The organism is Pseudonocardia humida, from assembly GCF_023898865.1.
Lineage (GTDB): Bacteria > Actinomycetota > Actinomycetes > Mycobacteriales > Pseudonocardiaceae > Pseudonocardia > Pseudonocardia humida.
In genome coordinates, this window is sequence record NZ_JAGSOV010000011.1 from 1 (window position 1) to 26311 (window position 26311).

At 75.7% G+C, this 26311-nt stretch carries 24 protein-coding genes; 13 read left to right on the forward strand and 11 right to left on the reverse strand.

Going from position 1 to position 26311, the window contains the following annotated elements; all coding sequences use genetic code 11:
• Positions 1-86: 86 nt before the first annotated feature.
• A complete protein-coding gene (locus tag KDL28_RS05115) occupies positions 87-1466 on the reverse strand; it encodes a DEAD/DEAH box helicase (RefSeq protein ID WP_252436276.1) in 1380 nt (459 codons plus the stop codon).
• A gap of 384 nt (positions 1467-1850) precedes the next feature.
• Complete coding sequence (locus KDL28_RS05120; RefSeq protein WP_252436036.1) at positions 1851-2816, reverse strand: serine protein kinase RIO; 966 nt, start codon at positions 2814-2816, stop codon at positions 1851-1853.
• Positions 2817-3201: 385 nt separating this feature from the next.
• Between KDL28_RS05120 and KDL28_RS05125 the strand changes: the two genes are divergently transcribed.
• A complete protein-coding gene (locus KDL28_RS05125; protein ID WP_252436037.1) occupies positions 3202-3639 on the forward strand; it encodes a hypothetical protein in 438 nt (145 codons plus the stop codon).
• Between the two features lie 295 nt (positions 3640-3934).
• On the opposite strand, the gene yaaA is transcribed toward KDL28_RS05125, so the two are convergent.
• On the reverse strand, positions 3935-4687 hold the full coding sequence (gene yaaA, locus KDL28_RS05130) for a peroxide stress protein YaaA (protein ID WP_252436038.1): 753 nt from the start codon (positions 4685-4687) through the stop codon (positions 3935-3937).
• Between the two features lie 217 nt (positions 4688-4904).
• Between yaaA and KDL28_RS05135 the strand changes: the two genes are divergently transcribed.
• The gene (locus tag KDL28_RS05135; protein ID WP_252436039.1) at positions 4905-6200 is read left to right on the forward strand and encodes a bifunctional o-acetylhomoserine/o-acetylserine sulfhydrylase; all 1296 of its coding nucleotides are present in this window, start codon (positions 4905-4907) and stop codon (positions 6198-6200) included.
• A gap of 19 nt (positions 6201-6219) precedes the next feature.
• The gene (metX, locus tag KDL28_RS05140) at positions 6220-7386 is read left to right on the forward strand and encodes a homoserine O-acetyltransferase MetX (RefSeq protein ID WP_252436040.1); all 1167 of its coding nucleotides are present in this window, start codon (positions 6220-6222) and stop codon (positions 7384-7386) included.
• On the opposite strand, the gene KDL28_RS05145 is transcribed toward metX, so the two are convergent.
• Positions 7387-7890: a DUF2231 domain-containing protein gene (locus tag KDL28_RS05145; protein ID WP_252436041.1), complete on the reverse strand. Its 504-nt coding sequence runs from the start codon at positions 7888-7890 to the stop codon at positions 7387-7389. It abuts the gene before it with no gap.
• Between the two features lie 42 nt (positions 7891-7932).
• Here KDL28_RS05145 and ribA point away from each other — a divergent pair, with 42 nt between their 5' ends.
• Positions 7933-8670 (forward strand): GTP cyclohydrolase II, encoded by a 738-nt coding sequence (gene ribA / locus KDL28_RS05150; protein ID WP_252436042.1) that lies wholly within the window; start codon positions 7933-7935, stop codon positions 8668-8670.
• A 331-nt stretch (positions 8671-9001) separates the two neighbouring features.
• On the opposite strand, the gene KDL28_RS05155 is transcribed toward ribA, so the two are convergent.
• From KDL28_RS05155 to KDL28_RS05175, 5 genes are read right to left on the reverse strand one after another with little or no spacing between them, the layout of a single operon-like run.
• Positions 9002-10117 (reverse strand): lysylphosphatidylglycerol synthase transmembrane domain-containing protein, encoded by a 1116-nt coding sequence (locus KDL28_RS05155; protein WP_252436043.1) that lies wholly within the window; start codon positions 10115-10117, stop codon positions 9002-9004.
• The gene (locus tag KDL28_RS05160; RefSeq protein WP_252436044.1) at positions 10114-10992 is read right to left on the reverse strand and encodes a class I SAM-dependent methyltransferase; all 879 of its coding nucleotides are present in this window, start codon (positions 10990-10992) and stop codon (positions 10114-10116) included. Before KDL28_RS05160 ends, KDL28_RS05155 begins: the two co-directional genes overlap by 4 nt.
• Entirely contained in the window at positions 10989-12074 is a 1086-nt protein-coding gene (locus KDL28_RS05165; RefSeq protein WP_252436045.1) for a glycosyltransferase family 4 protein, read from the reverse strand. The genes KDL28_RS05160 and KDL28_RS05165 overlap by 4 nt, the downstream gene beginning before the upstream one ends.
• On the reverse strand, positions 12071-12469 hold the full coding sequence (locus KDL28_RS05170) for a 6-pyruvoyl trahydropterin synthase family protein (protein ID WP_252436046.1): 399 nt from the start codon (positions 12467-12469) through the stop codon (positions 12071-12073). Before KDL28_RS05170 ends, KDL28_RS05165 begins: the two co-directional genes overlap by 4 nt.
• Positions 12470-12518: 49 nt before the next feature.
• Entirely contained in the window at positions 12519-13493 is a 975-nt protein-coding gene (locus KDL28_RS05175; protein WP_252436047.1) for a zinc-dependent alcohol dehydrogenase, read from the reverse strand.
• A gap of 106 nt (positions 13494-13599) precedes the next feature.
• Between KDL28_RS05175 and KDL28_RS05180 the strand changes: the two genes are divergently transcribed.
• The 8 genes from KDL28_RS05180 to KDL28_RS41345 all read left to right on the forward strand — a co-directional run bounded on the left by KDL28_RS05180 (position 13600) and on the right by KDL28_RS41345 (position 22780).
• A complete protein-coding gene (locus KDL28_RS05180; protein WP_252436048.1) occupies positions 13600-14340 on the forward strand; it encodes a CDP-alcohol phosphatidyltransferase family protein in 741 nt (246 codons plus the stop codon).
• Between the two features lie 58 nt (positions 14341-14398).
• On the forward strand, positions 14399-15820 hold the full coding sequence (locus tag KDL28_RS05185) for an FAD-dependent monooxygenase (protein WP_252436049.1): 1422 nt from the start codon (positions 14399-14401) through the stop codon (positions 15818-15820).
• 69 nt (positions 15821-15889) lie between these two features.
• Positions 15890-16564 (forward strand): RibD family protein, encoded by a 675-nt coding sequence (locus tag KDL28_RS05190; RefSeq protein ID WP_252436050.1) that lies wholly within the window; start codon positions 15890-15892, stop codon positions 16562-16564.
• A complete protein-coding gene (locus tag KDL28_RS05195; protein WP_252436051.1) occupies positions 16561-17067 on the forward strand; it encodes a cytidine/deoxycytidylate deaminase family protein in 507 nt (168 codons plus the stop codon). The genes KDL28_RS05190 and KDL28_RS05195 overlap by 4 nt, the downstream gene beginning before the upstream one ends.
• A 42-nt stretch (positions 17068-17109) precedes the next feature.
• The gene (locus tag KDL28_RS05200; protein WP_252436052.1) at positions 17110-18858 is read left to right on the forward strand and encodes a proline--tRNA ligase; all 1749 of its coding nucleotides are present in this window, start codon (positions 17110-17112) and stop codon (positions 18856-18858) included.
• A gap of 59 nt (positions 18859-18917) precedes the next feature.
• Positions 18918-20495, forward strand: a complete 1578-nt coding sequence (locus KDL28_RS05205; protein WP_252436053.1) for an FAD/NAD(P)-binding protein — start codon at positions 18918-18920, stop codon at positions 20493-20495.
• Between the two features lie 2 nt (positions 20496-20497).
• Complete coding sequence (locus KDL28_RS05210; protein ID WP_252436054.1) at positions 20498-20938, forward strand: hypothetical protein; 441 nt, start codon at positions 20498-20500, stop codon at positions 20936-20938.
• Positions 20939-22780 carry an FHA domain-containing protein gene (locus tag KDL28_RS41345; RefSeq protein ID WP_252436055.1) on the forward strand — a complete coding sequence of 614 codons (1842 nt, stop codon included), beginning with the start codon at positions 20939-20941 and terminating at the stop codon, positions 22778-22780.
• 19 nt (positions 22781-22799) lie between these two features.
• On the opposite strand, the gene KDL28_RS05220 is transcribed toward KDL28_RS41345, so the two are convergent.
• Positions 22800-24923 carry a cation:proton antiporter gene (locus KDL28_RS05220; RefSeq protein ID WP_252436056.1) on the reverse strand — a complete coding sequence of 708 codons (2124 nt, stop codon included), beginning with the start codon at positions 24921-24923 and terminating at the stop codon, positions 22800-22802.
• A gap of 131 nt (positions 24924-25054) precedes the next feature.
• Between KDL28_RS05220 and KDL28_RS05225 the strand changes: the two genes are divergently transcribed.
• The gene (locus tag KDL28_RS05225) at positions 25055-25879 is read left to right on the forward strand and encodes a protein kinase domain-containing protein (RefSeq protein WP_252436057.1); all 825 of its coding nucleotides are present in this window, start codon (positions 25055-25057) and stop codon (positions 25877-25879) included.
• Between the two features lie 13 nt (positions 25880-25892).
• Here the strand turns inward: KDL28_RS05225 and KDL28_RS05230 are convergent, their stop codons facing one another.
• A complete protein-coding gene (locus tag KDL28_RS05230; protein ID WP_252436058.1) occupies positions 25893-26303 on the reverse strand; it encodes a secondary thiamine-phosphate synthase enzyme YjbQ in 411 nt (136 codons plus the stop codon).
• Positions 26304-26311 lie beyond the last annotated feature (8 nt).

Sequence of the window (26311 nt, forward strand, 5' to 3'; positions counted from 1 at the left end):
CCCCCCGCCCCCCCCCCCCCCCCCCCCCCCCCCCCCCCCCCCCCCCCCCCCCCGCCCCCCCCCCCCGCCCCGGGTCCGTCGAGCGGTCAGGGGGTGCGGCGGCGCGGGCGGCGGCTCGGCTGGGCCGCGCTGAACGCGGCCCGGGTGGTGCCCACCCGGCGGGCGGCCCGGTTCTCCGGCGACCCGTCCTGGCGGGGCGCGTCCTGGCGCGCGGGCTGCGCCGCCCGGCCGCGACCGGTCCGGCTGCGCCCGCGGCCCGGGCCGCGCGGCGTCTGGGCCGGCTTGGCCGGCTCGACGACCGGCACGCCGGACGGCTCGCGGGCCCCGGTGATGCTGGCCAGCGCCGGGTCGCCGGGCGCGACGGCGGTCTGCGTGGGGCGGATGCCGGCCTGGCGGGCCAGCTTGTCCACGTCGGCCCGCTCGACCGCGGTGACCAGCGTCACCACGGAGCCGGACTCGCCCGCGCGGGCCGTGCGCCCGGCGCGGTGCAGGTAGTCCTTGGGGTCGGCGGGCGGGTCGACGTGCACGACGAGGCTCACGTCGTCGATGTGGATGCCACGGGCGGCGACGTCGGTGGCCACCAGCACCGGGGTGCGGCCGTCCTTGAACGCCTCGATCGCCCGGTTGCGGTTGTTCTGCGCCTTGCCGCCGTGCAGCGCGCCCGCCTCGATGCCGCTGCGGCGCAGCAGCTTCACCAGCCGGTCGACGCCGTGCTTGGTGCGCACGAACAGGATCGTGCGCCCGTCGCGGGCGGCGATCTCGGTGGCCACGCGCGGCTTGTCGGCCACGCCGACGTGCAGCAGGTGGTGGTCCATCGTGGACACCTGGCTGGTGGCCGATGCGACGGAGCGGGTCACCGGGTCGGTCAGGTAGCGCCGGACCAGGGTGGCGACCTCGCCGTCGAGGGTGGCGGAGAACAGCAGCCGCTGCCCGTCGGCCGGGGTGCGGTCCAGGATCGCCCGGACCTGGGGCAGGAAGCCCATGTCGGCCATCCGGTCGGCCTCGTCGATCGCGGTGACGGTGACCTCGGACAGGTCGCAGGTGCGCTGCTGGAGGTGGTCGGCGAGCCGGCCCGGAGTGGCGACCAGCAGGTCGACCCCGTGGCGCAGCTCGCTGACCTGCCGGTTGAACGACAGGCCGCCGACGACGACCGCGCAGGTCAGGCCGAGCGCCTTGGCGTACGGGTCGAGCGCGTCGACGACCTGCTGGGCCAGCTCGCGGGTGGGCACCAGGACCAGGCCGCGCGGCTGCGAGGGCCGCGAGCGCGAACCGGCCATGCGCGACAGCAGCGCCAGCCCGAAGGCCAGCGTCTTGCCCGACCCGGTCTGGGCGCGACCGAGCAGGTCGCGACCGGCCAGCGCGTCGGGCAGGGTGGCCGCCTGGATCGGGAACGGCTCGGTGAAGCCGCGGGCCGCCAGCGCGTCGGCCACCGGGGTGGGCAGGCCGAGCTCGGCGAAGGTGGGCATGCCGGTGGCGGGCGCGGTCCACAGCGCCTCCTCCACGGGGCGTGCGGGGGTGGTGCGCTGCTCGGTCTGCGGGCGACCGGAGCGGCCGCGGCCGTCGGGGCGGCGCGACCGGGGGTTGCCCGCGGGACGGGCACGACGGGTGGTCGGGGATGACACGGGGAAGGGAACCTCCGGGACGTGGCACGTCGCACGGAGAGCGCAGCGGCCGGGTACGGCGGCTGGGACCTCGAAGACGAGCCCGGGCGCGAGACGCGCGCCCAACTGGGTACTGCGGGTGCGCCTGCTAGGGGCCGGATCGGCCGGGCGCTCGTGATCCACCTTATCCGAACGCCCGGTCGACCCGTGCAGCCACCGCTGTGACGTTTCCCCGGTGATCCGCGGCCGTCAGCGGGAATCGACCGGTATCCCCAGCTCGACGTGCAGGGAGTCGAGCAACTCCGCCGGGTTCCCGACCTCGTCGGGCAGCCCGCGCGCGGCGAACCACTCGGCGACCCGGTGCACGTCGCGGGCCAGGAACCCCGGGCCCTGCGGGTTGCCCACCACGTCCACGACCTGCGGCAGGTCGATCAGGACCAGCCGCCCGTCGTGCACCAGCAGGTTGTAGGCGGACAGGTCGCCGTGGGCGAACCCGAGGCGGGCCAGCCCGAGCAACGCCTCGCCGAGCTGGTGCCACAGGTCGGCGAGCTGGTCGGGCTCCGGGCGCAGCTGGGCCAACCGCGGGGCGGCGTCGCCGTCGCGGTCGCCCACGAACTCCAGCAGCAGCTCGGTGCCCGACAGCTGCACCGGGTAGGGCACGGACACGCCTGCCGACCACAGCGCGCCCAGCGCCGCGAACTCCGCGCCCGCCCACTGCCCGGACAGCAGCTCGCGGCCGAACGACGTGCGCCCGGCCATGGCCCGGGTCTCCCGGGACCGGCGCACCCGCCGGCCCTCCAGGTAGCCGGCATCGCGGTGGAACATGCGGTGCTCGGCCGAGCGGTAGCGCTTGGCCGCCATCAGCACCCGCCGGTCGGTGCCGGGCACCGCGCGCTCCACCAGGTGGACGTCGGCCTCCTTGCCGGTCTTGAGCACGCCGAGCTCGGTGTCGACGGCGACGTGCTCGGTCAGCACCCAGTCCGGGCGTGGGAGCGGGCCGTGCTCGGCGCCGTCCCACGTGGACCAGCGGTCGCCCTCGGGCGGACCGTCGATGTCGAACCCGGCGCGCTCGTCGAGCGCGCCGAGCACGGCCGGGTCGGGACGGCCGCCCCGACGGGGCCGGGGGTCGTCGTCGTCGAAGCGGCGACGGCCGCGACGGCGGGGGGAATCGGTATCGGTACTGCTGTCGAAACGGGTGAAGTCGTGACGCGACAACGCGGGGTCTCCTACCGGAGTGGCGCCCCGCAGCGGGCCGAGCGAGTGGTCGGTCGGCCGTCAGCGCGGGGCGGGGATCGGACGGGCGCGGGGCACGTCCAGGACAGCGATGGACATGTCGCACCTCCTCGATCCGCCGGGTCCTCCGGCGCGCGCCGCCACCCTGCCGCCCCCCTGCACCCCGCGCAACCGAATTACCCGTCCCGGCTGAGTCGCGTTTCAGCGGATGAGGACAGGCGGTGGGCTGAGCCACCGGCCGATCGCCCACGGGCACTCGACGCTCACCGGTACGCCGGACTGCCGCAAACACGCTGAACCCGATGGTTGCGCGTCAGCACCGGGTAGTGGCGCTGTGCAGCCGAGCCGCGGCACCGTGGGGCGTGGCATGGACGATCACGGGGGCGACCGGGATCCGGAGGTGGCCACGCAGCAGGTGGCCCAGTGGCGCGAGCGGCGCTCCCTGCTCCTCGTCGCCCGTCTGGCGCTGCTCGCCGGCGTGCTCATCGCGATCGTGCTGATCGCGGTCGCCGGCGGGCCGGCGGTGGACGGACGCCTGTTGCTCGTCATGGGCCTGATGGTCGGGCTGCTGGTGGTTCTGAGTGGTGTCATGGTGGCGTTGGTGTGGTGGCGGCGCCGGGGCGGGTCGGGGATCTTCGCCCGGTCGCCGCTGTGGGAGCTGCCGTCCTTCCGGCAGCGATCACGGCAGGTCGGCTCGACCCGGTGGCTCGCTCTCGCGACGGCGCTGTGCTTCCTCGCGGGAGCCGGGTACTTCACCTGGCTGCGGGATCGGATGCGCAGCGCCCTGGCCCAGCTGCAGTCCTGAGCCGGGACGGACCCGTCCCCCGCGAACGGGATCCGGTCGCCTCTCGCAGGGGATCCGGATGCGCGGCGCGGGCTGTCGTGCACCCGCCGCCGGAGTTCAGGCACGCACTCGCAACACACGGGTACGCAACCCTGCCAGCCCGCCCGCTCCCGGCCCCCGCCCTCTGCGTCCCGCCCCCGCTGCCGCCTCTCCGTCCCCCGTTGCGTGTCAGGAAAGCCACCATCAGGACGCCAGATGTCCTGATGGTGGCTTTCCTGACATTCGGGGCGGGCGGGGCGGGGCGGCGAGCGGGGGGTCAGGGGGAGGGGATGATCAGGTGGAGGGTGCTGGGGGTGGGGCGCTCGACGCGCATCCCGGCCCGGCGGGCCAGGGCCGCGACCGCCGCGGCGTCGGTCGGCTCGGCGCGGGTGCCGGCCAGCAGCCGGGCCAGCCTGCCCTTGTGCGCCTTGTTGGAGTGGCTGATCACCTTGCGGGAGCCGTCGGGCAGCTCGGCGACCGCGTCGACCGCCACCGCCCCGGGCACCCGGGCCAGCGCCGCGTACGAGCCCGAGCGCAGGTCCACGACCAGCTCCTCGGCCGCGATCGCGGCCAGCACCGGTTGCAGCAGCGGGCGCCACCGGCCGGCCAGGGTGCCCCCGCCGGGCAGCTTCGCGCCCGCCGACAGCCGGTAGGCCGGGATCGGGTCGTCCGCCCGGACCAGCCCGAACAGCGCCGACCCGACGGCGAGCCGGGAGCGGGCCCTGGCCGCAGCGGCGCCGCGCAGCGTGCCGACGTCGAGCGCGTCGTAGAGCACGCCGGAGTAGCGGTGCAGGGCCGGTGCGGTGGGGGAGGTCCGCAGGGCGGCGTTGCGGGTGACCTCGGCGTGCTGGGCCGGGGTCAGGCCGAGCGCCGCCCGGCACGCGGCGGGGTCGGCGGCCAGCTCGACCAGCTCGTCGACCAACCGCTCGCGCACCGGGTCGAGCGCGGGGTGCGAGAGCGCCCCCAGCCGCAGCGGGGGGCCGTCGCCGCCGTCCCGCTTGGTCTCCGACGGCGGGAGCAGCACCAGCACCCGGCCAGGGTAGGAGCCGCCTGCGGCCCGGGCCCTGGCGGGCGAGTGCCGTTGTGCCGGGCGGGCCAGCGGGATACGGTCGCCGACGTGATCCGCCTCCTGGCCCCGCGCGTGATCCCGCTGGTGGAGCGCCGGTACGTGGACAACATGAGGGTCGTGAGCGCGGCCTGTCGCCCCGGCCGCTGACCCGCCCCACCACCCGTTACAGGAGACAACTGTGTCCGAATCCTGGTCCTTCGAGACCAAGCAGGTCCACGCAGGCGCCACCGCCGACCCGACCACCGGGGCCCGCGCCACCCCGATCTACCAGACCACGTCCTACACGTTCCGCGACACCGAGCACGCCGCCGCGCTGTTCGGGCTCACCGAGCTGGGCAACATCTACACGCGGATCATGAACCCCACCCAGGACGTGCTGGAGCAGCGCGTGGCCGCGCTGGAGGGCGGCATCGGGGCGGTCGCGTTCGCCTCCGGGCAGGCCGCGGAGACCCTGGGCATCCTCAACATCGCCGAGAACGGCGACCACGTGGTGTCCAGCGCCGCGCTGTACGGCGGCACGTACAACCTGTTCCACTACACGTTCCCGAAGATGGGCATCGAGGTCTCGTTCGTCGAGGACCCCGACGACCTGGACGCCTGGCGGGCCGCGGTGCGCCCGAACACCAAGCTGTTCTTCGGCGAGACGCTGGGCAACCCGAAGAACAACGTGCTCGACATCGAGGGCGTGGCCGCGGTCGCGCACGAGGCCGGCGTGCCGCTGATGGTGGACAACACCGTGCCCACCCCGTACCTGCTGCGCCCGTTCGAGCACGGCGCCGACCTGGTGGTGCACTCGGCGACGAAGTTCCTGGGCGGGCACGGCACCGCCATCGGCGGCGTCGTGGTCGACTCGGGCAACTTCGACTGGGGCGCGCACGCCGACCGCTACCCGGGCCTGACCACCCCCGACCCCAGCTACCACGGCCTGAACTACTGGGACGCGCTGGGCAAGCTGGCGTACCTGATCAAGATCCGGGTGCAGCTGCTGCGCGACCTGGGCCCGGCGATCGCCCCGCAGAACAGCTTCCTGCTCATCCAGGGCATCGAGACGCTGTCGCTGCGGATGGAGCGGCACGTGCAGAACGCCCAGGCGCTGGCCGAGTGGCTGGAGCAGCGCGACGAGGTGGAGAAGGTGCACTACGCCGGACTGCCGTCGAGCCGGTGGTACGAGCTGGGGCAGCGGTACCTGCCGCGCGGCTCCGGCGCGATCGTCTCGTTCGAGATCGCCGGGGGCGTCGAGGCCGGTCGGAAGTTCGTCGACGCGCTGGAGCTGCACAGCCACCTGGCCAACATCGGCGACGTGCGCAGCCTGGTGATCCACCCGGCGAGCACCACGCACAGCCAGCTGTCCGGGCTGGAGCAGGTGGCCAGCGGGGTCACCCCCGGGCTCGTGCGGCTCTCGGTCGGGCTGGAGGGTGTCGAGGACCTCAAGGCCGACCTGGACGCCGGGTTCCGCGCGGCCAAGGGGGCCTGACCCGGGTCATGATCTCGAGGTGACCACAGTCGGTACCGAGCTCCCTCCCGCCAGCGGCGCCTGGCGGGAGGGGGACGACCCCGGCCGGCGCCGCTTCTGGCGGCTGCCCGGCCCGCTGCGCCTGGAAGCGGGCGGTGAGCTGCCCGAGGTCCGGATCGCCTACGAGACGTGGGGTGAGCTGAACGCCGACGCCTCGAACGCGGTGCTGGTGCTGCACGCCCTCACCGGTGACAGCCACGTCAGCGGCCCGGCGGGCGAGGGGCACGCCACCGCGGGCTGGTGGGACACGCTGGTCGGGCCGGGGCGCGTGCTCGACCCGGCGCGCTGGTTCGTGGTGGCCCCGAACGTGGTCGGCGGCTGCCAGGGCAGCACCGGTCCGGCCGCGCCCGGGCCCGACGGCCGTGCGTGGGGCAGCCGGTTCCCGTTCGTCACGATCCGCGACTCGGTGGCGGCCGAGGCGGCGCTGGCCGACGAGCTCGGCGTGCACCGGTGGGCGTGCGTGGTGGGCGGCTCGATGGGCGGGATGCGCGCACTGGAGTGGGCGGCCACCGAGCCCGACCGGGTGGCGCGGCTGTTCCTGCTGGCCTGCCCGGCCGCCACCGCGGCCGACCAGATCGCCTGGGTGGCCCCGCAGCTGGCGGCGATCCGCGCCGACGCCGGGTGGCGCGGCGGCGACTACTACGACGCCGCGCCCGGCCAGGGCCCGCACCTCGGGCTCGGGGTGGCCCGGCGGATGGCGCACCTGAGCTACCGCAGCCCGTTCGAGCTGGCTACCCGGTTCGGGCGGCAGGCCCAGCCGGGGGAGGACCCGTGGTCGGGCGGGCGGTTCGCCGTCGAGTCCTACCTCGACCACCACGCCGCGAAGCTGGTGCGCCGCTTCGACGCCGGCTCGTACGTGCGGCTGACCGAGATGATGAACTCCCACGACGTCGGCCGCGGCCGCGGCGGCGTGCCCGGCGGGCTGGCCCGGGTGCGGGCCCGCACGCTGGTCGCCGGCATCAGCTCCGACCGGCTGTACCCGGTGGAGCAGCAGGTCGAGCTGGCCGAGGGCATCCCCGGCTCGGGGCCGATGCGGTTGATCGAGTCGCCCTACGGCCACGACGGGTTCCTGATCGAGGCCGTGGCGGTGGGGTCGCTGCTGGGCGAGCTGCTCGCCGAGCCGGGTGGGCCGGTCGAGCCGGCCTGATCAACCCTGGGTGATGAAGCCCCAGACCATCCGCGAGCCGGAGTCGCCGGCCAGCACCGTAAAGTAGCACGCGGCGATCCCGGCCAGGACGGTCAGCCAGGCGGCGACGGTGGTGGCGGTGGACGTCGTGGCCGTCGCCACGGTGGCGGCGCCGCGGCCCGGGCGCGGGTCGCGGCGGGCCATGACCGCGGTGATGATCGCCAGCACGGCCAGCGGCCACGAAGCGATCATCGCGTTCAGCCCGAGCGCGCTGTGCGCGCTGATCGGGCCCGGGTCCTGCCCCTGGGCCTGGAGGTAGGCGGCCAGCTGGTTGCCGGCGACCAGGGCGAGGACGGCGGAGACGGCGCCGCCCAGCGCGAGCAGGGCGACCACGGGCCCGGCGGAGCGCCGCCACGGCGCGCGCACGGCGACGGCGATGGCGCCCAGCGCCGCGAGCGGGATGAGCACGACCACGGCGTGCACGAGCAGGGGATGGGCCGGTAGGCCTCCGACGGTGATCAGCACCGCAGCATTGTGGCGACGGAACGGACCAACGGGTAGACACGCATGGTGTCGATCAGTCCAACGGCTCGCACGGTCGGTAATCGGGACGACTCCGAGAATCGGGTCACCCGGATCGCCGTCAGCGCGCTCCCCACAGCTCACGGTGACTTCCGTGCCGTCGCCTACCACGACGACGTGCTCGGCGTCGACCACGTCGCGCTCGTCTTGGGAGATTTGAATGAGTCCTCAACCGTTATCCATGAACCCTCAACCGATGGTCAGCGCCGGTCGGCCCAACCGGACCCGGTGCTGGCCCGGCTGCACTCGGAGTGCCTGACCGGTGAGGCCTTCGCGTCGCGCCGGTGCGACTGCGGCGCCCAGCTCGACCGGTCGCTCGACATGATCACCCAGACGGGTCGGGGTGTCCTGGTCTACCTGCGGGGTCACGAGGGCCGCGGGATCGGGCTCGCCGCCAAGATCGCGGCGTACGCCCTGCAGGACCGCGGCCAGGACACCCTGGACGCCAACCTCTCGCTCGGCCACCCCGCCGACGCCCGCGAGTACGGCGCGGGCGCGGCGATCCTGGCCGACCTCGGGGTCTCGGCGGTGCGCCTGCTGACCAACAACCCCGACAAGGTCGCCGCCCTCCGCGGCCACGGCGTCGAGGTGGTGGACAGGGTGCCGCTCACGGTGCCCGCCGACCCGGTCAACCTCGGCTACCTGCGCACCAAGCGCGACCGCATGCGCCACCTGCTGCCCCAGCTCGACGCCCCGCGCCCCACGGCATCCGAGCACGGATAGCCCTCCCCCGAGCCAGCCCGGCGACGTGGCCGAGGTCGGCGAGGCGCTCGCGGAGCCGGTCCCCGCCCTGGGCGACCGCGAACTCCCCGACCGCACCGCAGCGGCATCCGCTCCCCCGTGAAGCTCTCGATGCTGCGGTTCGCGCCTCCGCGATCGTGTCCGGCGACCCCACCCGGGTCGCCGGGCTGGCTCCCTCTTCCCCACCCTCAGCGCGCGTCCGCCACGGAGTGGTCCGCGCCGGTCCGCCCGCACACCCGGGTCAGCACCGCCGGTCCAGCGCCGCGCGCCCCGCGCGGCCCGTGCGTTTCGTGGAGCGGTGGCGCGGGACCCCTCAGCGCGGCAGCCACTCCGGCCGCCCCGCGGGCGGCACCGGCGCCGCGGCGTGCGGAGCCGGCCGCGGCCCCGGTCGCGGTCCCGGCTCGACGACCGGGATCGGCGCGGTCACCGGCACGGCCTGCCCGCCGTGGTGCTCGGCCAGCGCCAGCCCCCGCTCCGCGCGCGCCCGCGCGGCCCGCCGCAGCAGCAGGACCACGCCGCCGGGCAGGCTCGCGATCAGGGCCAGCACGCCGTAGGCGACCGAGGTCGTGATCCCGAGCGGGGCGCCCAGCCCGGCCATCCAGAAGCCGAGCGCGGCGATGCCCTCGCGGGGGCCCCAGCCGCCGATGTTCACCGGCAGGGCCATCGCGAGCAGCGCCATCAGCAGCAGCGGCACCAGCTGCCACAGCGGGGCCGTGGCGCCCGCGGAGTACGCCGCGACCAGGAACAGCACCAGGAAGCCCGCCAGCGAGGCCAGGGACAGCCCGAACAGGGCGGGCCAGGTGTCGCGGGCGAGCAGGCCCTTGCGGGCGTCGGCCATGGCGGCGCCGAGCACCCGGCGCCACTTGCTGGCGCCGGGGCGGTGCCGGGCGATGACGATCGCGACGCCGGTGGTGGCGATCAGTACGGCGACCGCGCCGATCGCCACCGCCACCGGCGGGTAGCCGGGGCCGCTGAGCACGGCGGCCACCAGCGCGGGCTGGGTGGGCAGCACGATGCAGGCCACCGCGATCAGCACGATCTGGCCGGCCGTGCGCTCCAGCACCACCGCGCGGGCGCCGCGGGCCATGTCGCCGGAGTCGCGGCCGTGGCGCACCGCGCGGTCGACGTCGCCCAGCACGCCGCTGGGCAGCACGGCGTTGAGGAAGCTCGCCCGGTAGGTCTCGGCGATCGCGTCGCGCGCCCGCAGCCGCAGCCCGACTCGGCGGGCCACCAGCTGCCAGCGCAGCGCGCTCAGCACGGTGGTGAGCAGGCCGATGCCCAGCGCGGCCAGGATCGACAGGGGCCCGATCACGCTGATGCCCTTGGCGAACGCGTCCTTCCCGAGCACGGCGATGAGGCCGACGATGATGCCCACGCCGACCAGCAGGCGCAGCCAGGGCGTCGGCCGGGTCGGGATCGAGTGCTTCATGGCGCCACCTCCGATGGGCGGGGGCCGGCGGGTGCCAACCTGTCCGGTACGGCGAGCAGATCGCGGTGCGAGACCAGTGCGGTGAGCCCGCGGTCGGCGACCGCGGCGAGCCGGTCGGCCAGCCAGCGCCGGGCCTCGGCGGCGAGTCCCGGCTCCTGCTCGACGGCCGCCGCGGCGCGCCCGCGCAGCCACTCGTCGAGCATCTCGGGGTGGCCGGCGTCGAGCCGCCACGGCGTCTCGGCCTCGCGCACCACCATGCCGTGCCGGCGCAGGGCCCGCGCGGTGGCGTCCGCGGCGTCCGGGCCGAGCAGGGCGCCACCCGGTCCGGGGCGGCGCTGGTGGGCGTTGAAGGCGGCGGTGACGGCGTCGTCGAGGGGGTCGGGCGGGTCGATGCGGACGTCGCCGGTGACCGAGAGCGTCCACAGCACCGGGCAGCCGGCCCCGGCGCAGGCCGCGGCGAGCGCGTCGACCTCGGCCGCGGTGAGCAGGTCGAGCAGCGCCGACGCGGTGACCGCCGAGGCGCCGGCCAGGTCGGCCGCGCGGAGCGCGGTGAGGTCGCCGGTGGCGGTGTCCACGCGGACGGCCCCGCCGTCGGCGTCGGTCAGCTCGGCGGTGCGCCGCCGGGCCAGCTGCAGCAGCCGCGGGTCGCGGTCGTGCAGCACCCAGCGCTGCGGGCCCGGCAGCCGGGGCGCCAACCAGCGGGCCAGCGAGCCGGTGCCCGAGCCGAGGTCGTGCACGACGAGCTCCCCGCCCGCCGCCCGGAGCGCGCCGGCCAGCTCGGCGGCCAGGTCGGCGGCGCGGGCGGCGTGGTCGGCGGGCTCCCGCGCGGCCAGCCAGCCCGGGTCGAACCCGGGGACGAAGTCGACGGGCTTCACGGCGCGGCCACCGGCCGGCGCCACATCCCGTCCAGCACCGCGTGCAGGTGCCGTGCCGTGTCCGCCCACGCGCTCAGTATGCAGCGCCGCGCCGCAGCCGATCCGCGTACTTCGACACGGAACTCGGGCCGGTCGAACCAGCAGGCCAGCGCCTCGGCGAGCGGCGCGACCCGGCCCGCGGGCACGACGGCGCCCGGCAGGCCGCCGTCGGGGGCGCGCCCGAGGGTCTCCGGCAGCGCCCCGGCGTCGCTGACCACGACCGGCAGGCCGCGGGCGAGCGCCTCGGTGACGACCATGCCGTAGGTCTCCGCCCAGGACACCAGCACGGCCAGGTCGGTCGCGGCCCAGGCCACCTCCAGATCGGCGCCGGTCAGCGGGCCGACCAGCCGGACCCGCCCGGTCAACCCGACGCGGTCGATCAGCCCGGTCAGCTCGGCGTCGAAGGCGGGATCGGGCCGGGGCCCGGCGAGCACGCAGTCGAACGGCCGGTCTGCCACTTCGGCGAGCGCCCGGACCAGCACGTCCTGCGCCTTGCGCCGGGTCACCGAGGCCAGGCACAGCAGCCCCGAGCCGTCGCCGCGGCCGGGGGAGAGCGGGGCCGGGTCGACCCCGGGCTCCACCACGTGGACCGCTGCGCGCCCGCCCAGCCGCCGCGCGGCCCACGGGCCGGTCACCACGACCGCGGCCGCCGCGTCGAGCACCTCCCGCTCGCGGCGCTCCAGCTCGGCGGCCTCGCCGGGGTCCAGCCCGGTCTCCTCGGCGAGCGGCAGGTGCACCAGAACGGCCAGCCGCAGCCGGCGCGCCGCCGGCACCACGACCTCCGGGACCCCGCACCCGACCAGGCCGTCGACCAGCACGACGGCCCCGTCCGGCAGCCCGTCCAGCACCCACCGCAGGCCCGCGGCGGCCGCGTCGTCGGGGCGCGGCCAGGCGCCGTCGACGAGGTGGCGGTGCAGCCGCCACCCGTGCGCGGGCAGTTCCTCGCACACGCGGCGGTCGTAGGTGTTGCCGCCGCTGGGCGCGGTCGGGTCGTCGACGTCGCCGGGCAGGACGACGTGCAGGTCGGGGCCGGCGGCCGTCACAGGTCGCGCTGGTAGCTCGCCGACGCGACGTGGGACTCGTGCAGGGTGACCTCGACGGCGCTCAGCCCGCTCGCGCCCGGGCCGAGCGAGCCTGCCGCGACGGCCGCGGCGAGCCGGTCGGCGATGACCTTGGCCAGGAACTCGGTCGAGGTGTTGGTCCCGGCGAACTCCTCGACGTCGTCGAGGTTGCGGTAGTTCAGGTCGGCCAGCGCGGCGTTCAGATGCTCGGTGGCCAGCCCGATGTCGACGACGATGTTGTCGGCGTCCAGGTCGGGGCGGTGGAAGGTGGCGTCGACCACGAAGGTCGCGCCGTGCAGCTGCTGGGCCGGCCCGAAGACCTCGCCGCGGAAGCTGTGGGCGATCATGATGTGGTCGCGGACGGTCACGCGGAACACCGGTGCTGCCTCCTGGATCGGTGGGACGGGCTGGGGTGCGGGCCGGCGCTCAGGCGCCCGGGTAGGCGATGCGGTGGCACAGCGCCCCGAGCTCCCCGGCGGCCAGCCGGGGCATCACCTCGGGGAGCTCCTCGAACGCGCTCTCGCCGGTGATCAGCGCGTCGAAGGCGGGGTCGGCGAGCAGCCCGGCGGCCAGCGCGACCCGGTCGGCGTAGCCGCGGCGGCGGGCGCGGGCGGGCGCGACGGTGCCCACCTGGCTGCTGCGGATGGTCAGCCTGCGGGGGTGGAACCACTCACCGAGGGGCACGTTGACCACACGGTCGCCGTACCAGCTGAGTTCGACGACCTCGCCCTCGTCACCCAGCAGCTCCAGCGCGCGGGTCAGCCCGGCGGAGCTGCCGCTGGTGTGCAGGACCAGGTCGCAGTCGCCGTCGGCGTCGTCGGGGGTGCGGAACCGCACGCCGAGCGCCTCGGCCGTCGCGGCCCGGGACCCGTCGACGTCGACGAGCTGCACGCGGGCGCCGGGCAGCCCGGCCAGCAGCCGGGCGATGCAGCAGCCGACCATCCCGGCCCCCACCACGGCGATCCGGTCGCCGACCCGCGGGGCGGCGTCCCAGAGGGCGTTCACCGCCGTCTCGACGGTGCCGGTGAGCACGGCGCGCGCGGCCGGTACGGCGTCCGGGACCGCGACGACGGCCGCGGCGGGCACCACGTAGCGGTCCTGGTGGGGGTAGAGGCAGAAGACGGTGCGCCCGAGCAGGCCGGCCGGGCCCTCCTCGACGCGCCCGACGTTGAGGTAGCCGTACTTCACCGGTGCGGGGAAATCCCCGTCCTGGAACGGGGCGCGCATGCCGGCGTGCTGGCTCGGCGGGACGCCGCCGCGGAAGACGGTCGCCTCGGTCCCCCGGCTCACCGCCGAGTACAGCGTCCTGACCAGCACCTCGTCCGGCCCGGGTCGGGCGGTCGTCGCGGTCCGGATCTCGCCGACCCCCGGCGAGGCCACCCAGAACGCGCGCGTAGGCACAGGTGCGCGGTCGTGCGCCACCCCCACCTCCTGTCACAATCGCGGGACGTCACCCGACACGGTCGGCCTGCTCCCTCGACCGGCACGCTACGACAGGGAGATCGCTGTGGCCACGCGCCCACGCCGGGACACCCGGGCGTTCGACACCGAGCTGCTGGTCGCGCTGGCCGGGCAGGTCGTGGTCCTGCTCACGCTCACGCTCACCGTCGGCGTGGGCAGCGCGGGGTGGCTGGCCTGCTGCGTCTTCGCCGCGGTCGTGGGCTTCCTGCTGGCCATCGGCGCGCCGGCCCGCCGCGCCGCGGCGGCGGGCTCGGCCAACCGGGTCACGCTGGCCAGGGCGACGCTGGTCGGCGGGGTCACCGCGCTGGTCGCCGACCAGATCGCCGACGAGATGGCCGGGCTGCCCGACCGCCCCGTCCGCGCGGTCGTGATGCTGGTGATCGCCTCGGTCGCGCTCGCCCTCGACCTGGCCGACGGGTACGTGGCCCGGCGCACCGACTCGGTCTCCGAGCTCGGCGCGCGCTTCGACATGGAGCTCGACTCGCTGCTCGTGCTGGTGCTCAGCGTGCTGGCCAGCCGGTCGCTGGGGCTGTGGGTGCTGGCCATCGGGCTGGCCCGGTACCTGTTCATCGCGGCCATGGCGATCTGGCCCCAGCTCAAGGGCGAGCTGCCGTTCAGCCGGGCCCGCAAGGTGGTCGCGGCGACCCAGGGCGTGGTGATGATCGCCGCGGTCGCCCCCTTCGTGCCCCGCCCGCTGGCCGCCGCCGCGGTGGCCGTGGCGCTGACCACCCTCGTCTGGTCCTTCGGCCGCGACGCGGTCTACCTGCTGCGCCGCCGCCCCGACTAGACCCGCCACCTCCGCCCGACCGGTTCCGCACGGCCGGCGGCCGGGGCAGGATCGAGGGATGGCCGAGGTCGTCGTCGTCGGTGCCGGACCGACGGGTCTGCTGGTCGCCGGAGACCTGGCCGCCCGTGGGGTGGCGGTTTCGGTCCTGGAGGCGCGCCCGGGCCCGTCGGAGCTGGCGCGCGCGTTCGTCCTGCACGCCCGCACGTTGGAGGTCCTCGACGCCCGGGGCATGGCCGACGCGCTCGTCGAGCGCGGCGCCCGCACCGGGGAGCTGCGACTGCCCGGCAGGTCGACCATCGTCCTGGACGACCTCGCCAGCCGCTTCCCCTACATGCTGCTGCTCCCGCAGGCCGAGACGGAGAGGGCGCTCGCCGAGCGGGCGAGCGCGTGCGGCGCCGACATCCGGTACGGCGCGCCGGTCTCGACAGTCCGAGCGGAGGGTGATGTCGTCGAGACCGCGATCGAAGGCGGGCCGACCGTGCGATCGCAGTACGTGGTGGGCGCCGACGGCGTGGGGAGCGTCGTGCGGCGCTCGGTGGGGGCGTCGTTCCCCGGGCGGACCGTCATCGACTCGGTGATGCTCGCCGACGTCCGCCTGTCCGGGGAGGCACCGCACTCGCCGGTGATGAACGCCGTCGAGGAGGGCTTCGCGTTCCTGTCCCCGCTGGGCGACGGATGGCACCGGGTGGTGGCGTGGCGCAGGGGAGAGCGCAGGAGCGACGACGAGCCGGTCGACATGGAGGAGGTCCGGACGCTCACGCGTGCGGCGCTGGGCACCGACTACGGCATGCACGCGTCGCGGTGGACCTCGCGGTTCCACAGCGCGGAGCGGCAGGTGCCGCGATACCGGCACGGGGCGGTCTTCCTGGCCGGCGACGCAGCCCACGTGCACTCCCCGGTGCTGGGACAGGGCCTCAACACCGGCATCCAGGACGCCGCGAACCTGGGGTGGAAGCTCGCCGCCGCGGTCCGTGGCCGGGCCGCCCCGGGCGTGCTCGACAGCTACCACGACGAGCGCCACCCGGTCGGCCGCCAGGTCCTGCGATCGAGTGGCGCGGTCCTGCGGATGGCGCTGGTCCGCTCGCCGGTGCTGCGCGGCCTCCGCGACCTGTCGACGACCGCGATGCGGCTGGCCCCGATCCGGCGCTCCGCGAACGCGATGATCTCCGGGATCGGTGTGCGCTACCCGCGCCCGCCGCACGCGCACCGATCGGTCGGTGCCCGCGCTGCGGACTGCCGGTTGCGACCCGGACCGGGGCGGCCCACGCGCCTCTACGAGGCGCTGCGGACCGGCCGGTTCGTCCTGGTCACCGACGGGGCCGTGCCACCCGGCCTGCCGGACGACGTCGAGGTGGCGGCTCCGGCCGGGGCGTCACCGGTGCCCGCCGTGCTGGTCCGGCCCGACGGGTACCTCGCCTGGGCCGGCGCTGCCGCGGATCCCGGGGCCACCCGCGCCCTGGCCACCTGGATCAGGTCCTGAGGGGCCGCCCACCGGGCGCGCCGGGCCGGTGGGCTGCCTACCGGCGCCCGCGGGGGGAAGGATGGGGGTGTGGCCCGCCCCCGTGTCGTCCTTTCCGTCGCGACGTCGGTCGACGGCTGCATCGACGACACCTCCCCGCAGCGGTTGATCCTGTCCGGCCCGCAGGACCTCGACCGCGTCGACGGCGAGCGCGCGGCCGCCGACGCGATCCTGGTCGGCGCGAGCACGATCCGCCGGGACGACCCCCGCCTGCTGGTCCGCTCGGCCGAGCGGATCGCGGAGCGGGTGGCCGGGGGCCGGGCGCCCCAGCCGCTGAAGGCGACGATCAGCTCCGGCGGGCGGCTCGACCCGTCGGCCCGCTTCTTCACCACCGGCGAGCAGCCCAAGCTCGTCTACCTCCCGGCGGGGGTCGAGGCGCCGCACGGCGTGCGGGCGGCGGCGACGGTCGTGCCCGCGGGCGACCCGCTGGATCCCGCGCTGGTGCTCGCCGACCTGCACGAGCGGGGCGTGCGCACGCTGCTCGTGGAGGGCGGCACCGCGATGCACACCCTGTTCCTCACCGCCGATCTGGTCGACGAGCTGCAGCTGGCCGTGGCGCCGATCTTCGTCGGGAATGCCGGGGCCCCCCGCTTCGTCGGTGCCGGTGTGTTCCCGCACGGACCCGAGCACCGGATGCGGCTGGCCGAGGTGCGCCGCGTCGACGACGTCGTGCTGGCCCGCTACCTGCTCGGAGACGCCCGGTGAGCGCCGCGGGCCCGCCGGGGCCGCGGACCGACCGCGAGTGGCTGCAGGCCACGATCACGCTGTCGCGCCGCTCGCCCCCGTCGCGCACGGCGTTCTCGGTCGGCGCGCTGGTCGTCGACGCCGCCGGGGAGGTGCTGGCCGAGGGCTACTCCCGTCCCCACGACCCGCACGACCACGCCGAGGAGATCGCCCTGGCCGCGCTGGGGCAGGGGTGGCGGGCGCCGCCGGGCACGACGGTCTACAGCTCGCTGGAGCCGTGCAGCGCCCGCGCCTCCCGGCCGCGGACCTGCACCGACCTCATCCTCGCCGCGCACGTCGGGCGGGTGGTGTTCGCCTGGCGGGAGCCGTCCATCTTCGTCGACGGTCGGGGCGCCGAGCTGCTGCGCGCCGGCGGCGTCGAGGTCGTGGAGCTGCCCGAACTGGCCGGGCAGGTGCGCGAGGTCAACCGGCACCTGCTGGCCCGGGTGACCGAGAGCATCCGCGACGAGGGCCGTCCCGGGTAACCGACGCGACCGGTGCCGGGGCGCGTCGCTACCCTTCGCCGGGTGTTGACCCGGATGTCGTCGCTGTTCCTGCGCACCCTCCGCGAGGACCCGGCCGACGCGGAGGTACCCAGCCACCGGCTGCTGGTCCGCGCCGGCTACGTCCGCCGCGTCGCCCCGGGCATCTACTCGTGGCTGCCGCTGGGCCTGCGGGTGCTGCGCGCGATCGAGCGGGTCGTGCGCGAGGAGATGGACGCCATCGGCGCCCAGGAGATCCACTTCCCGGCGCTGCTGCCCCGCGAGCCCTACGAGGCCACCGGCCGCTGGACCGAGTACGGGCCCAACATCTTCCGGCTCAAGGACCGCCGCGACAACGACTACCTGCTCGGCCCGACCCACGAGGAGCTGTTCACCCTCGCCGTCAAGGGCGAGTACAGCTCCTACAAGGACTACCCGCTGGCGCTCTACCAGATCCAGACCAAGTACCGCGACGAGGCGCGGCCCCGCGCCGGCATCCTGCGCGGGCGCGAGTTCGTGATGAAGGACTCCTACTCCTTCGACCTCAGCGACGAGGGCCTGGCCGAGTCCTACCGCCGCCACCGCGACGCCTACGTCAAGGTCTTCGACCGGCTGTCGCTGCGGTACGTGATCGTCGCGGCCACGTCGGGCGCCATGGGCGGGTCGGCGTCGGAGGAGTTCCTGGCCGTCGCCGAGACCGGCGAGGACACGTTCGTGCGCAGCCCGGGCGGCTACGCGGCCAACGTCGAGGCGGTCACCACCACGGCGCCGCCGGAGCGCCCCCTGGAGGGCCTGCCCGACGCGCAGGCGCACCACACCCCGAACACCCCGACCATCGCCACGCTGGTCGAGTTCCTCAACGCCAACCTCGACGGGCGCACCTTCACCGCCGCGGACACGCTGAAGAACGTGCTGGTCAAGACCCGCCGGCCGGGCTCGGACGAGTGGACGCTGCTGGGGATCGGGGTCCCCGGCGACCGCGAGGTCGACATGAAGCGGCTGGAGGCCGCGCTCGACCCGGCCGAGGTCGCGCTGCTCGACGAGGCCGACTTCACCCGCCACCCGTTCCTGGTCAAGGGCTACATCGGCCCGGCTGCGCTGGCCGCCAACGGCGTGCGCTACCTGGTCGACCCGCGGATCGTCACCGGCACGGCCTGGGTCACCGGCGCCGACAAGCCCGACCACCACGTCGTCGACCTGGTCGCCGGGCGCGACTTCACCCCCGACGGCACCATCGAGGCCGCCGACGTGCGCGAGGGCGACCCCGCCCCGGACGGCAGCGGCCCGCTGCAGGCCGCCCGCGGCATCGAGATCGGGCACGTGTTCCAGCTCGGCCGCAAGTACGCCGACGCCATGGGCCTCGACGCCCTCGGCCCGGACGGCAAGCCCGTGCGGATCACCATGGGCTCCTACGGCATCGGGGTGTCGCGGCTGGTCGCGGTGATCGCCGAGCAGAACCACGACGCGTCGGGCCTGGTGTGGCCGCGGGCGGTGGCCCCGGCCGACGTGCACCTGGTGATCGCGGGCAAGTCCGAGGAGATCGTCGCGGGCGGCGAGCGCATCGCGGCGGAGCTGTCGGCGGCCGGGCTGCGCGTGCTGCTCGACGACCGCAAGGCCTCGCCGGGGGTCAAGTTCGCCGACGCCGAGCTGATCGGGGTGCCCACGATCGTGGTCGTCGGGCGGGGGCTCGCCGGCGGCGTCGTCGAGGTCAAGGACCGCCGTTCGGGGGAGCGGACCGAGGTCGCCGTGGAGTCCGTCGTGGGGGAGCTCGTCACCGTGGTGGGGGGTCGGTAGCGGTCACCCGACCGGGCATGGTCGGATGAGCGCGCTGTGAGCCGGGGGGAGGACCGATCATGCGCGACGACACAATCGAGCTACCGGGGCGGGGCCCGGTGGCCGAGCGGGCTGCGACGCCGGGAGGGCAGCCGGGCGACCTGACGCAGGAGCTGCTGGACACCGACTGGTGGTCCGACGACATGCTCGTGCGGGCCGGGATCCCGGTGCACGACGTGCCGTTCGTCAGCGTGGGTGGCGGGATCGGATCGTTCGTGACCGTCGACTACCTGCGCATCTGCGGGGTGCCGACGTCGGCGATCAAGGTGCTCACCCAGCTGAACACCCCGTGGGAGAGCTACGAGTACCTGACCCGGGTCTCGCAGATCCCGCGCGGGGAGCGGCTGCGCAGCGACTCGGCGTCCTGCCCGGACAACATCTGGGGCTTCCCCAGCTACGGCATCCGCGAGGCGTGGGCCACCAAGTCGCTCAAGCCGCTGTGGCACCTGCTGACCGAGCCGTTCCTCAACGACTACTGGACGCCGAAGGCCGGCCACGCCTTCGACTCGATGGAGCGCGAGTACCACCGGATCGGCTACCCGGAGACCGTGGTCAAGGGTCAGGTCCGGATGGTGCGCAGGCGCATCGGCGGGGGCTACTTCACGATCCTGACCCCGCCGGAGGGCGCCGCGCCCACCCGGCGGATCGCCTACCGCAGCCGCTACGTGCACATCGCCGTCGGCTACCCGGGCCTGAAGTTCCTGCCCGACCTGCAGGAGTACCGGGAGAAGACCCGCGACTACGGCTCGGTGGTCAACGCCTACGAACCGCACGAGCAGATCTACCAGCGGCTGCAGGCCGCGCCGGGCACCGTGCTGGTGCGCGGCGGCGGGATCGTGGCCTCCCGGGTGCTGCAGCGGCTGATCGACGACCGCGACCGGCTGGGCCTGCAGACCCAGATCCTGCACAGCTTCCGCACCTTCGTCACCGGCTCGCACGGCCCGCACATCTGGATGCGCCGCCGCGGCGGCGACGGCTGGGCCTACCAGGGCTTCAACTACCCGAAGTCGGTGTGGGGCGGGCAGCTCAAGGCCCGGGTGCGCAAGCTGGAGGGCCAGGACCGCGCCGACCTCTACAAGCAGTTCGGCGGCACCAACACCCCGAAGCGGCGGCACTGGCAGGCGCAGCTGCGCCGCGGCCGCCAGCAGGGCTGGTACCAGGCCTTCCAGGGCGAGATCGCCAACCTGCGCCCGGGCCAGAACGGCACCGTGCACGTCGAGCTGAAGACCGACCAGGGACCGCGCCAGGTCCAGGTCATCGCGGTGATCGACTGCACCGGCCTGGAGGCCGACGTCCGCGAGCACCGCGTGCTGGCCGACCTGCTCGACCACGGCGGCGCCGGGCGCAACCCGCTGGGCCGCATGGACGTGGAGCGCAGCTTCGAGCTGCGCGGCACCCGGAGCGAGCCCGGGCGCATGTACCTGTCGGGCAGCGCGGCCAACGGCGGCTACTTCCCCGGCGTGGACACCTTCCTGGGGCTGCAGATCGCCGCCCAGGAGATCGCCGACGACCTCCAGACGCTCGGCTTCTGCTCGGGGCTGGGGCCGCTGCGCTCCACGTCCCAGTGGTGGAAGTGGGCCCGCGGGAAGAGGATCTGACCGTGCTCCCCACGCTGAACGGGCGGATCCAGACCCGCATCGCCATGCTCGTCGTGGTCGGCGGGCTGTGGACGCTGCTGCTGACCCCGCTGTTGCCGCTGCCGGGCCCGCTGGGCGAGGCCTACGCGATGACCTTCACCATCCTGCTGACGACCCTCGTGCTGGGCGTCGCGTGGGAGTTCCTCTACCACCTGATCATGCAGTTCCGCTGGGAGAAGGACTGGCCGACCGGACTGTCGCTGATCACCGTCGTCAACGAGGGCGCGCTGGTCTGGCTGCTGCTCTCGCTGGACGCGGTGCCCGGCCTCGACGGCCCCTCGGTGCCGTTCGGGGCGTTCGCGCTGCTGTTCCTGACCACGTGGCTGGTGGTCTGGCTGCTGGCCGTCGGCCCGATGCGGGTGCCGTTCATCCACTGGCGCTTCCGCGGTGGGAGGCTCGTCTAAGTGGACTTCGACTCGGGGAGGGCCGCGGTCGTCGCGGCGGGGCCCGCCGACGCGGTGGTCGCCCGCTGGCCGGGGATCGTCTGCGTCGCGCAGAGCGGCGACCCCGCGGCCCTGGCCCGGTTGCTCGACCTGTGCGAGGAGGTCGCCGCCGAACCCGGGCCGGCGGCCGGGCGCACGCTGGCCCGCAGGCTGGCCATGTGGCTGAGCACGGGCGACGGTGCCGACCTGCGCTTCGGCACGCTCGCCGTGGCGGGCGACCAGTGGGCCACGTTCCTGTCCGGCCCGGTCGAGCTGGTCGTGCCCGAGCAGGACCTGGCGCTGTCGGGCACCCAGTCGGCCGCCTGGACCGACCGGCTGCTGCCGGTGCCGGAGGGTCCGGTGGCCCTGACCCTGGCCGGCGTGGCACTGCCCCCGGACATGGTCGGCGGGGTGCACGACCTGCGGCTCGGCGTGGTGCCGGGCAGCGGTGTCGTGCTCGTCCCGGACGGGGTGGCCGTCGCGGTCGGGGCGATCGACGCGCCGCCGTCGGCGGACGAGCGGGTCGCGGAGCCGGTCGACGAGGTCCCCGGTGATCTCTGGCCCCCGCTGGACGGCGGTGCTCCGCCGTCGCCGCGGCACCGGCCGCCCGCCGAGCCGGTGGTCGTCTACGAGGAGCCGTTCGCGCCCCCGCCGGTCGAGCCCGCGCCCGCGGAGTACGCCGCGACCGACCACCCCGCCACCGAGTACCCCACCGAGTACCCCGCACCCGAGTACACCGCGGCCGACCACGCCCCGGCCGCCCCCGAGCAGCACCGCGACCACGAGGCGCCCGCGTGGGACGAGCCGCCCGAGCCCCTCCCCGAGCCCGCGTACGAGCCGGAGCCGCTCAACGGGGCGCACGCCGACGACGACGGCCCCGCGGCCCCCCGGGAGCGCCCCCGGTTCGACAAGCGCCCGCCCGCCCCGGAGCCCTCCGGCCCCGAGGAGCCCGACCCGGACGTCGACGACCGCGGGCCCGGCGAGGGCCCCGGCGACCCGGTCCCGGCGGGCGCCCCCGCGGCCGAGCAGGCCGCGGACGACGTCGCCGAGGCCCCGACGACGGTCGCGCCGCCGCTCGGACGACCCGCGCCCGACCGGCCGGCCGCGCCGCGCACCCCGCCCCAGCCGCTGGTGCCGGTCGGCGGCCCCGACGCGGCCGCCGCGCCCGGCGAGGCCACCGGGTTGGCCGGCGCCGTGCCGCCCTCCCGCCCGGCGCCCGCGCCCGTCCCCCGGCGCGCCGAGCGCATCCTCGGCGTCGCCCCGGTCGAGCCGCCGCGGGCGCCGCTGGACGCGGGCGCCCCGGTCGGTTCGCCCGCGGCCCAGGAGAACGCGACCACGGTCTTCGAGCAGCCCAAGGCCCAGGGCCACCTGTGCGCCCGCGGCCACCTCAACGACCCGCGCTCGCACTTCTGCGTGCTCTGCGGCATCCGGATGAACGAGCGCACCGGCGTGCTCGTCGTCGGCACCCGCCCGCCGCTGGGCCTGCTGGTCTTCGACGACGGCTCCACCTACACCGTGGACGCCGAGTACCTGGTGGGCCGCATGCCCGAGGCCGACCAGCGGGTCCGCTCCGGCGTGCTGCGCGCGATCATCATCGAGGACCGCTCCGGCTCGGTGTCGCGCGTGCACGCCGAGGTCCGGCTCAACGGCTGGGACGTCATGCTGGTCGACTCGGGCTCGCGCAACGGCACCTACGTGTCCGAGCCGGGGGAGACGGGCTGGACCCCGCTGCCCCCGCACCAGACCCGGCGGATGGTGCCGGGCACGAAGGTGCGGCTGGGGGCGCGGACCTTCGTGTTCGAGTCGCCGTCCGGGGTGCGCTGACGCCGGGCCCGGCCGGGCCTCAGGCCTGGCTCGGCGCCCCGACCTCGATCCGCTCGACGACCTGCTCCACGTCGTCGTCGGCGTCCGCGGCGGCGGCGCGCACCCGCAGCACGGCGCTCGCGCCGGTGGCGTCGGGGGCGGCCAGGTCGACGGGCAGCACCAGCAGCCCGGCCCCGGCCGGGTCGTCGACGCCCTCGGCGGGGATGCCGCGGCGGGCCAGCGCGGCGACGGCCGCCCCGCTGCGCCGGGCCCGCCGCCGGTCGACCGGGGCCACCGCCAGGTCGGCCCCGGTGTGCAGGGCCAGCTGGGCGCCCACGCGCACCGCCGCGCGCCCGCCCGCCCCGCCGTCGACGACCACGCCGACCCGGGTGCCCGCCGGTTCGGCCCCGGCGTCGGCGACGACGACGGTCACCTCCGGCACCGCGTCGAGCGCCTGCAGCCGCGAGGCGTTGCCGGAGCCCGCGGATTCGGCGCCGCGGGCCTCGTCGTCGTCGGTCGCGGCGGTCGGCTCCTCGACGAGCAGCACGACGTCGGCGTCCAGCCGGGCGGCCAGCGCGGCGAGGTCGGCGGCGGGGTCGGCGGCGAACCGCACGACCACCGAGGCCGTGGTGCCCGCGTCGGACAGCTCCGCCGCCAGCGCCCGCAGCTCGTCGCCGACCTGGGCCAGCACGGCCAGCTCCGCGCCCATCCCGCCGGCCACCTCCAGCGGCGCGGCGGGCGCCAGCAGCCGGCACAGCACGACCCGGGCGGGCTCCTCGCGGCCGGTGAGCTCGCGGGCGAGCTGCGCGGTGCGGCGCGCGGCCGCCGGGTCCTCCGGGACGGCCACCAGCACGGTGTAGGACTCCGGCCCGCCCAGGGCGGCCTGCTCGGCGGCCTCCAGCGCGGCCAGCTCCCGGTCGAGCACGCGGTCGGGGTAGAGCCTGCGCACCAGCGGCCCGGTCATCGCCGTGGTGATCAGGGCCATCAGCACCATGAGCGTGAACATCGTCGGGGTGAGCACCCCGAGCTGCAGGCCCACCTGCAGGATGACGATCTCGGTCAGGCCGCGGGTGTTCATCAGCAGCCCCAGCGCCCACTGCTGGCGGCGCGGCAGGCGCTGCCACCGGGCCGCGCCTGCCGTGCCGAGGACCTTGCCGCCGATCGCGGCGAGCAGGATGAGCCCGAGCTGCCACACCCCGTCCGGGCCGATCCCGCCCACGTCCACCTGCAGCCCGGCGACCACGAAGAACACCGGCAGCAGCAGCGACAGGCTGACCTGCTCGAGGCGCTCCAGGATGTCCCGGGTGAGCAGGCCGGCGTCGCGGCGCGGCATGATCGCGCCGAACAGGAACGCGCCGAAGATGGCGTGCACGCCGATGAGGTCGGTCACCCAGGCCGAGAGCAGCAGCCCGGCCAGCACGACGGCCAGCATGTCCGGGGTGAGCCGCCCGGCCTGCCGGTGCCAGGCGACCATGCGGGCCAGCAGCGGGCGCACGACGACGAACATGACCAGCACGAACAGCGCGGTCATGCCCATGATCCAGCCGACGCCCGCCGGGCTGCCGCCCGCGGCCACGGCGACCACGACGGCCAGCAGCGTCCAGCCGAGCACGTCGTCGATGACGGCGCACGCCAGCGCGAGCACGCCGGTGGGGATGCGGTGCATGCGCCGCTCGGTGAGGATCCGCGCCAGCACCGGCAGCGCTGTGATCGACATCGCGACGCCGAGGAACAGCACGAACGCCAGCTGCGGGATCGGCTCGCCGTCGGCGTTGGTGTCGTGGTGCGGGTAGAGCACCAGCGCCACCGCGGCCCCGAGCACCAGCGGCAGCACCATCGCCCCGGTCGCCACGGTGCCGGCCGCTCGCCCGCGGCCGCGGATGAGGCCGAGGTCGACCTCCAGGCCGACGATGAACATGAACAGCGCCAGCCCCAGCTGGGCGATCACCGACAGGTGCGGGCGCACCTCGGTCGGGAACAGCAGGGCGTCGAGGTCGCCGGGCAGCAGTCCGAGCAGCGTGGGGCCCAGCGCGATGCCGGCGACGATCTCGCCGATCACCGCCGGCTGCCCCAGCCGCAGGAACAGCCGCCCCATCAGGCGCGCGGCGATGACCACGATCGCCACGTCCAGCAGGACGAAGGCCGCGATGTGCGCGGTATCCACTGAGCCGTCTCCCCCCGGTCGGGCGGGCGTATGTTTACCAGCGGTGCTCCGAGCCGGGTCGACCGGTGCGGGCACGGGGGGACATCGTCGAGCGCCCGTCGGACGGTTCGGGCGGACACACAGGAGGCTCGGTGGACGCCACTGTCGCGCCACGCATGATCGCCGACTACGAGGTCGTGCGACCGCTGGGGGAGGGCAACCACGGGCACTACTTCGTCGCCCGCCCCCCGGCCCGGCTCGGGCTCGACGAGGAGTTCGTGACGCTCAAGGTGTTCGGCGACCGGGTCGCCGAGCAGGCCTACGACCGCGGGGTGCGCGAGCTGCGCGCCTTCGCGGCGGTGCGCTCGGAGTACCTCGTCCGCGTGTACGACGCGGTCCTGGAGGACACGTTCGTCTACGCCACCGAGCACTTCCCGCTGGGCACGCTGGCCGCCCCGGCCCGCCCGCTGGCCCGCGAGGAGGCGCTCGCCGCGCTGGAGCACGCGGCCCGCGCGGCGCACGCGCTGCACGAGGCCGGGATGGCGCACGGCGACATCAACCCGACCAACATCTGGCTCGCCGAGCAGGCCGACGGCACCGTCGGGGGCCGGCTGTCCGACCTCGGCCTGACCCGGTTCCTCACCCCGGGCAACACGATGACCGGGATGGGCAGGCCCAGCTCGGTCGAGTTCACCGACCCGGACATCCTGGCCGGCGCGGTGCCGTCGCGGCGCACCGAGGTGTGGTCGCTGGGCGCCACCGCGCACCGGGCGCTGTCGGGCGCCGGCCTCTACGGCGAGCTGCCCGACACCCAGCCGCTGCTGGCGATCCGCCGGGTGCTGGCCAAGCCGGCCGAGATCGACCCCGGCCTCGACGAGCCCGACGCCGCCCTCGTGCGCGACTGCCTGGCCGCAGGCGAGGCCCGGCTGACCACCGCCGAGCAGGTGGCCGACCGGATCGCCCAGCTGCCGCGCTGAGCCCGACCCCGGTTCAGCCGGCCAGGAACGACAGCCGCAGCGAGCGCACGGGGTTGTCGCCGTTGGTGTCGACCAGGCACACCGACTGCCAGGTGCCCAGCGCCGGGCGGCCGTCGAGCACCGGCACCGACACCGACGGCGCGATGAACGCCGGCAGCACGTGGTCGCGGCCGTGGCCGGGGCTGCCGTGGCGGTGCGACCACCGGTCGTCGGCGGGCAGCACCTCGCGCAGGGCGGCGAGCAGGTCGGTGTCGCTGCCGGCGCCGGTCTCGATCACCGCGAGCCCGGCGGTGGCGTGCGGCACCCAGACGTTCAGCAGCCCGTCCCGCGCGCCCGTCGAGCGCAGGAAGGCGGCGATCTCGTCGGTCAGGTCGACGACGGTCTCCCCGGATCCGGTCCGGATCTCGATCAACGTGCTGTCCACGGGGACCA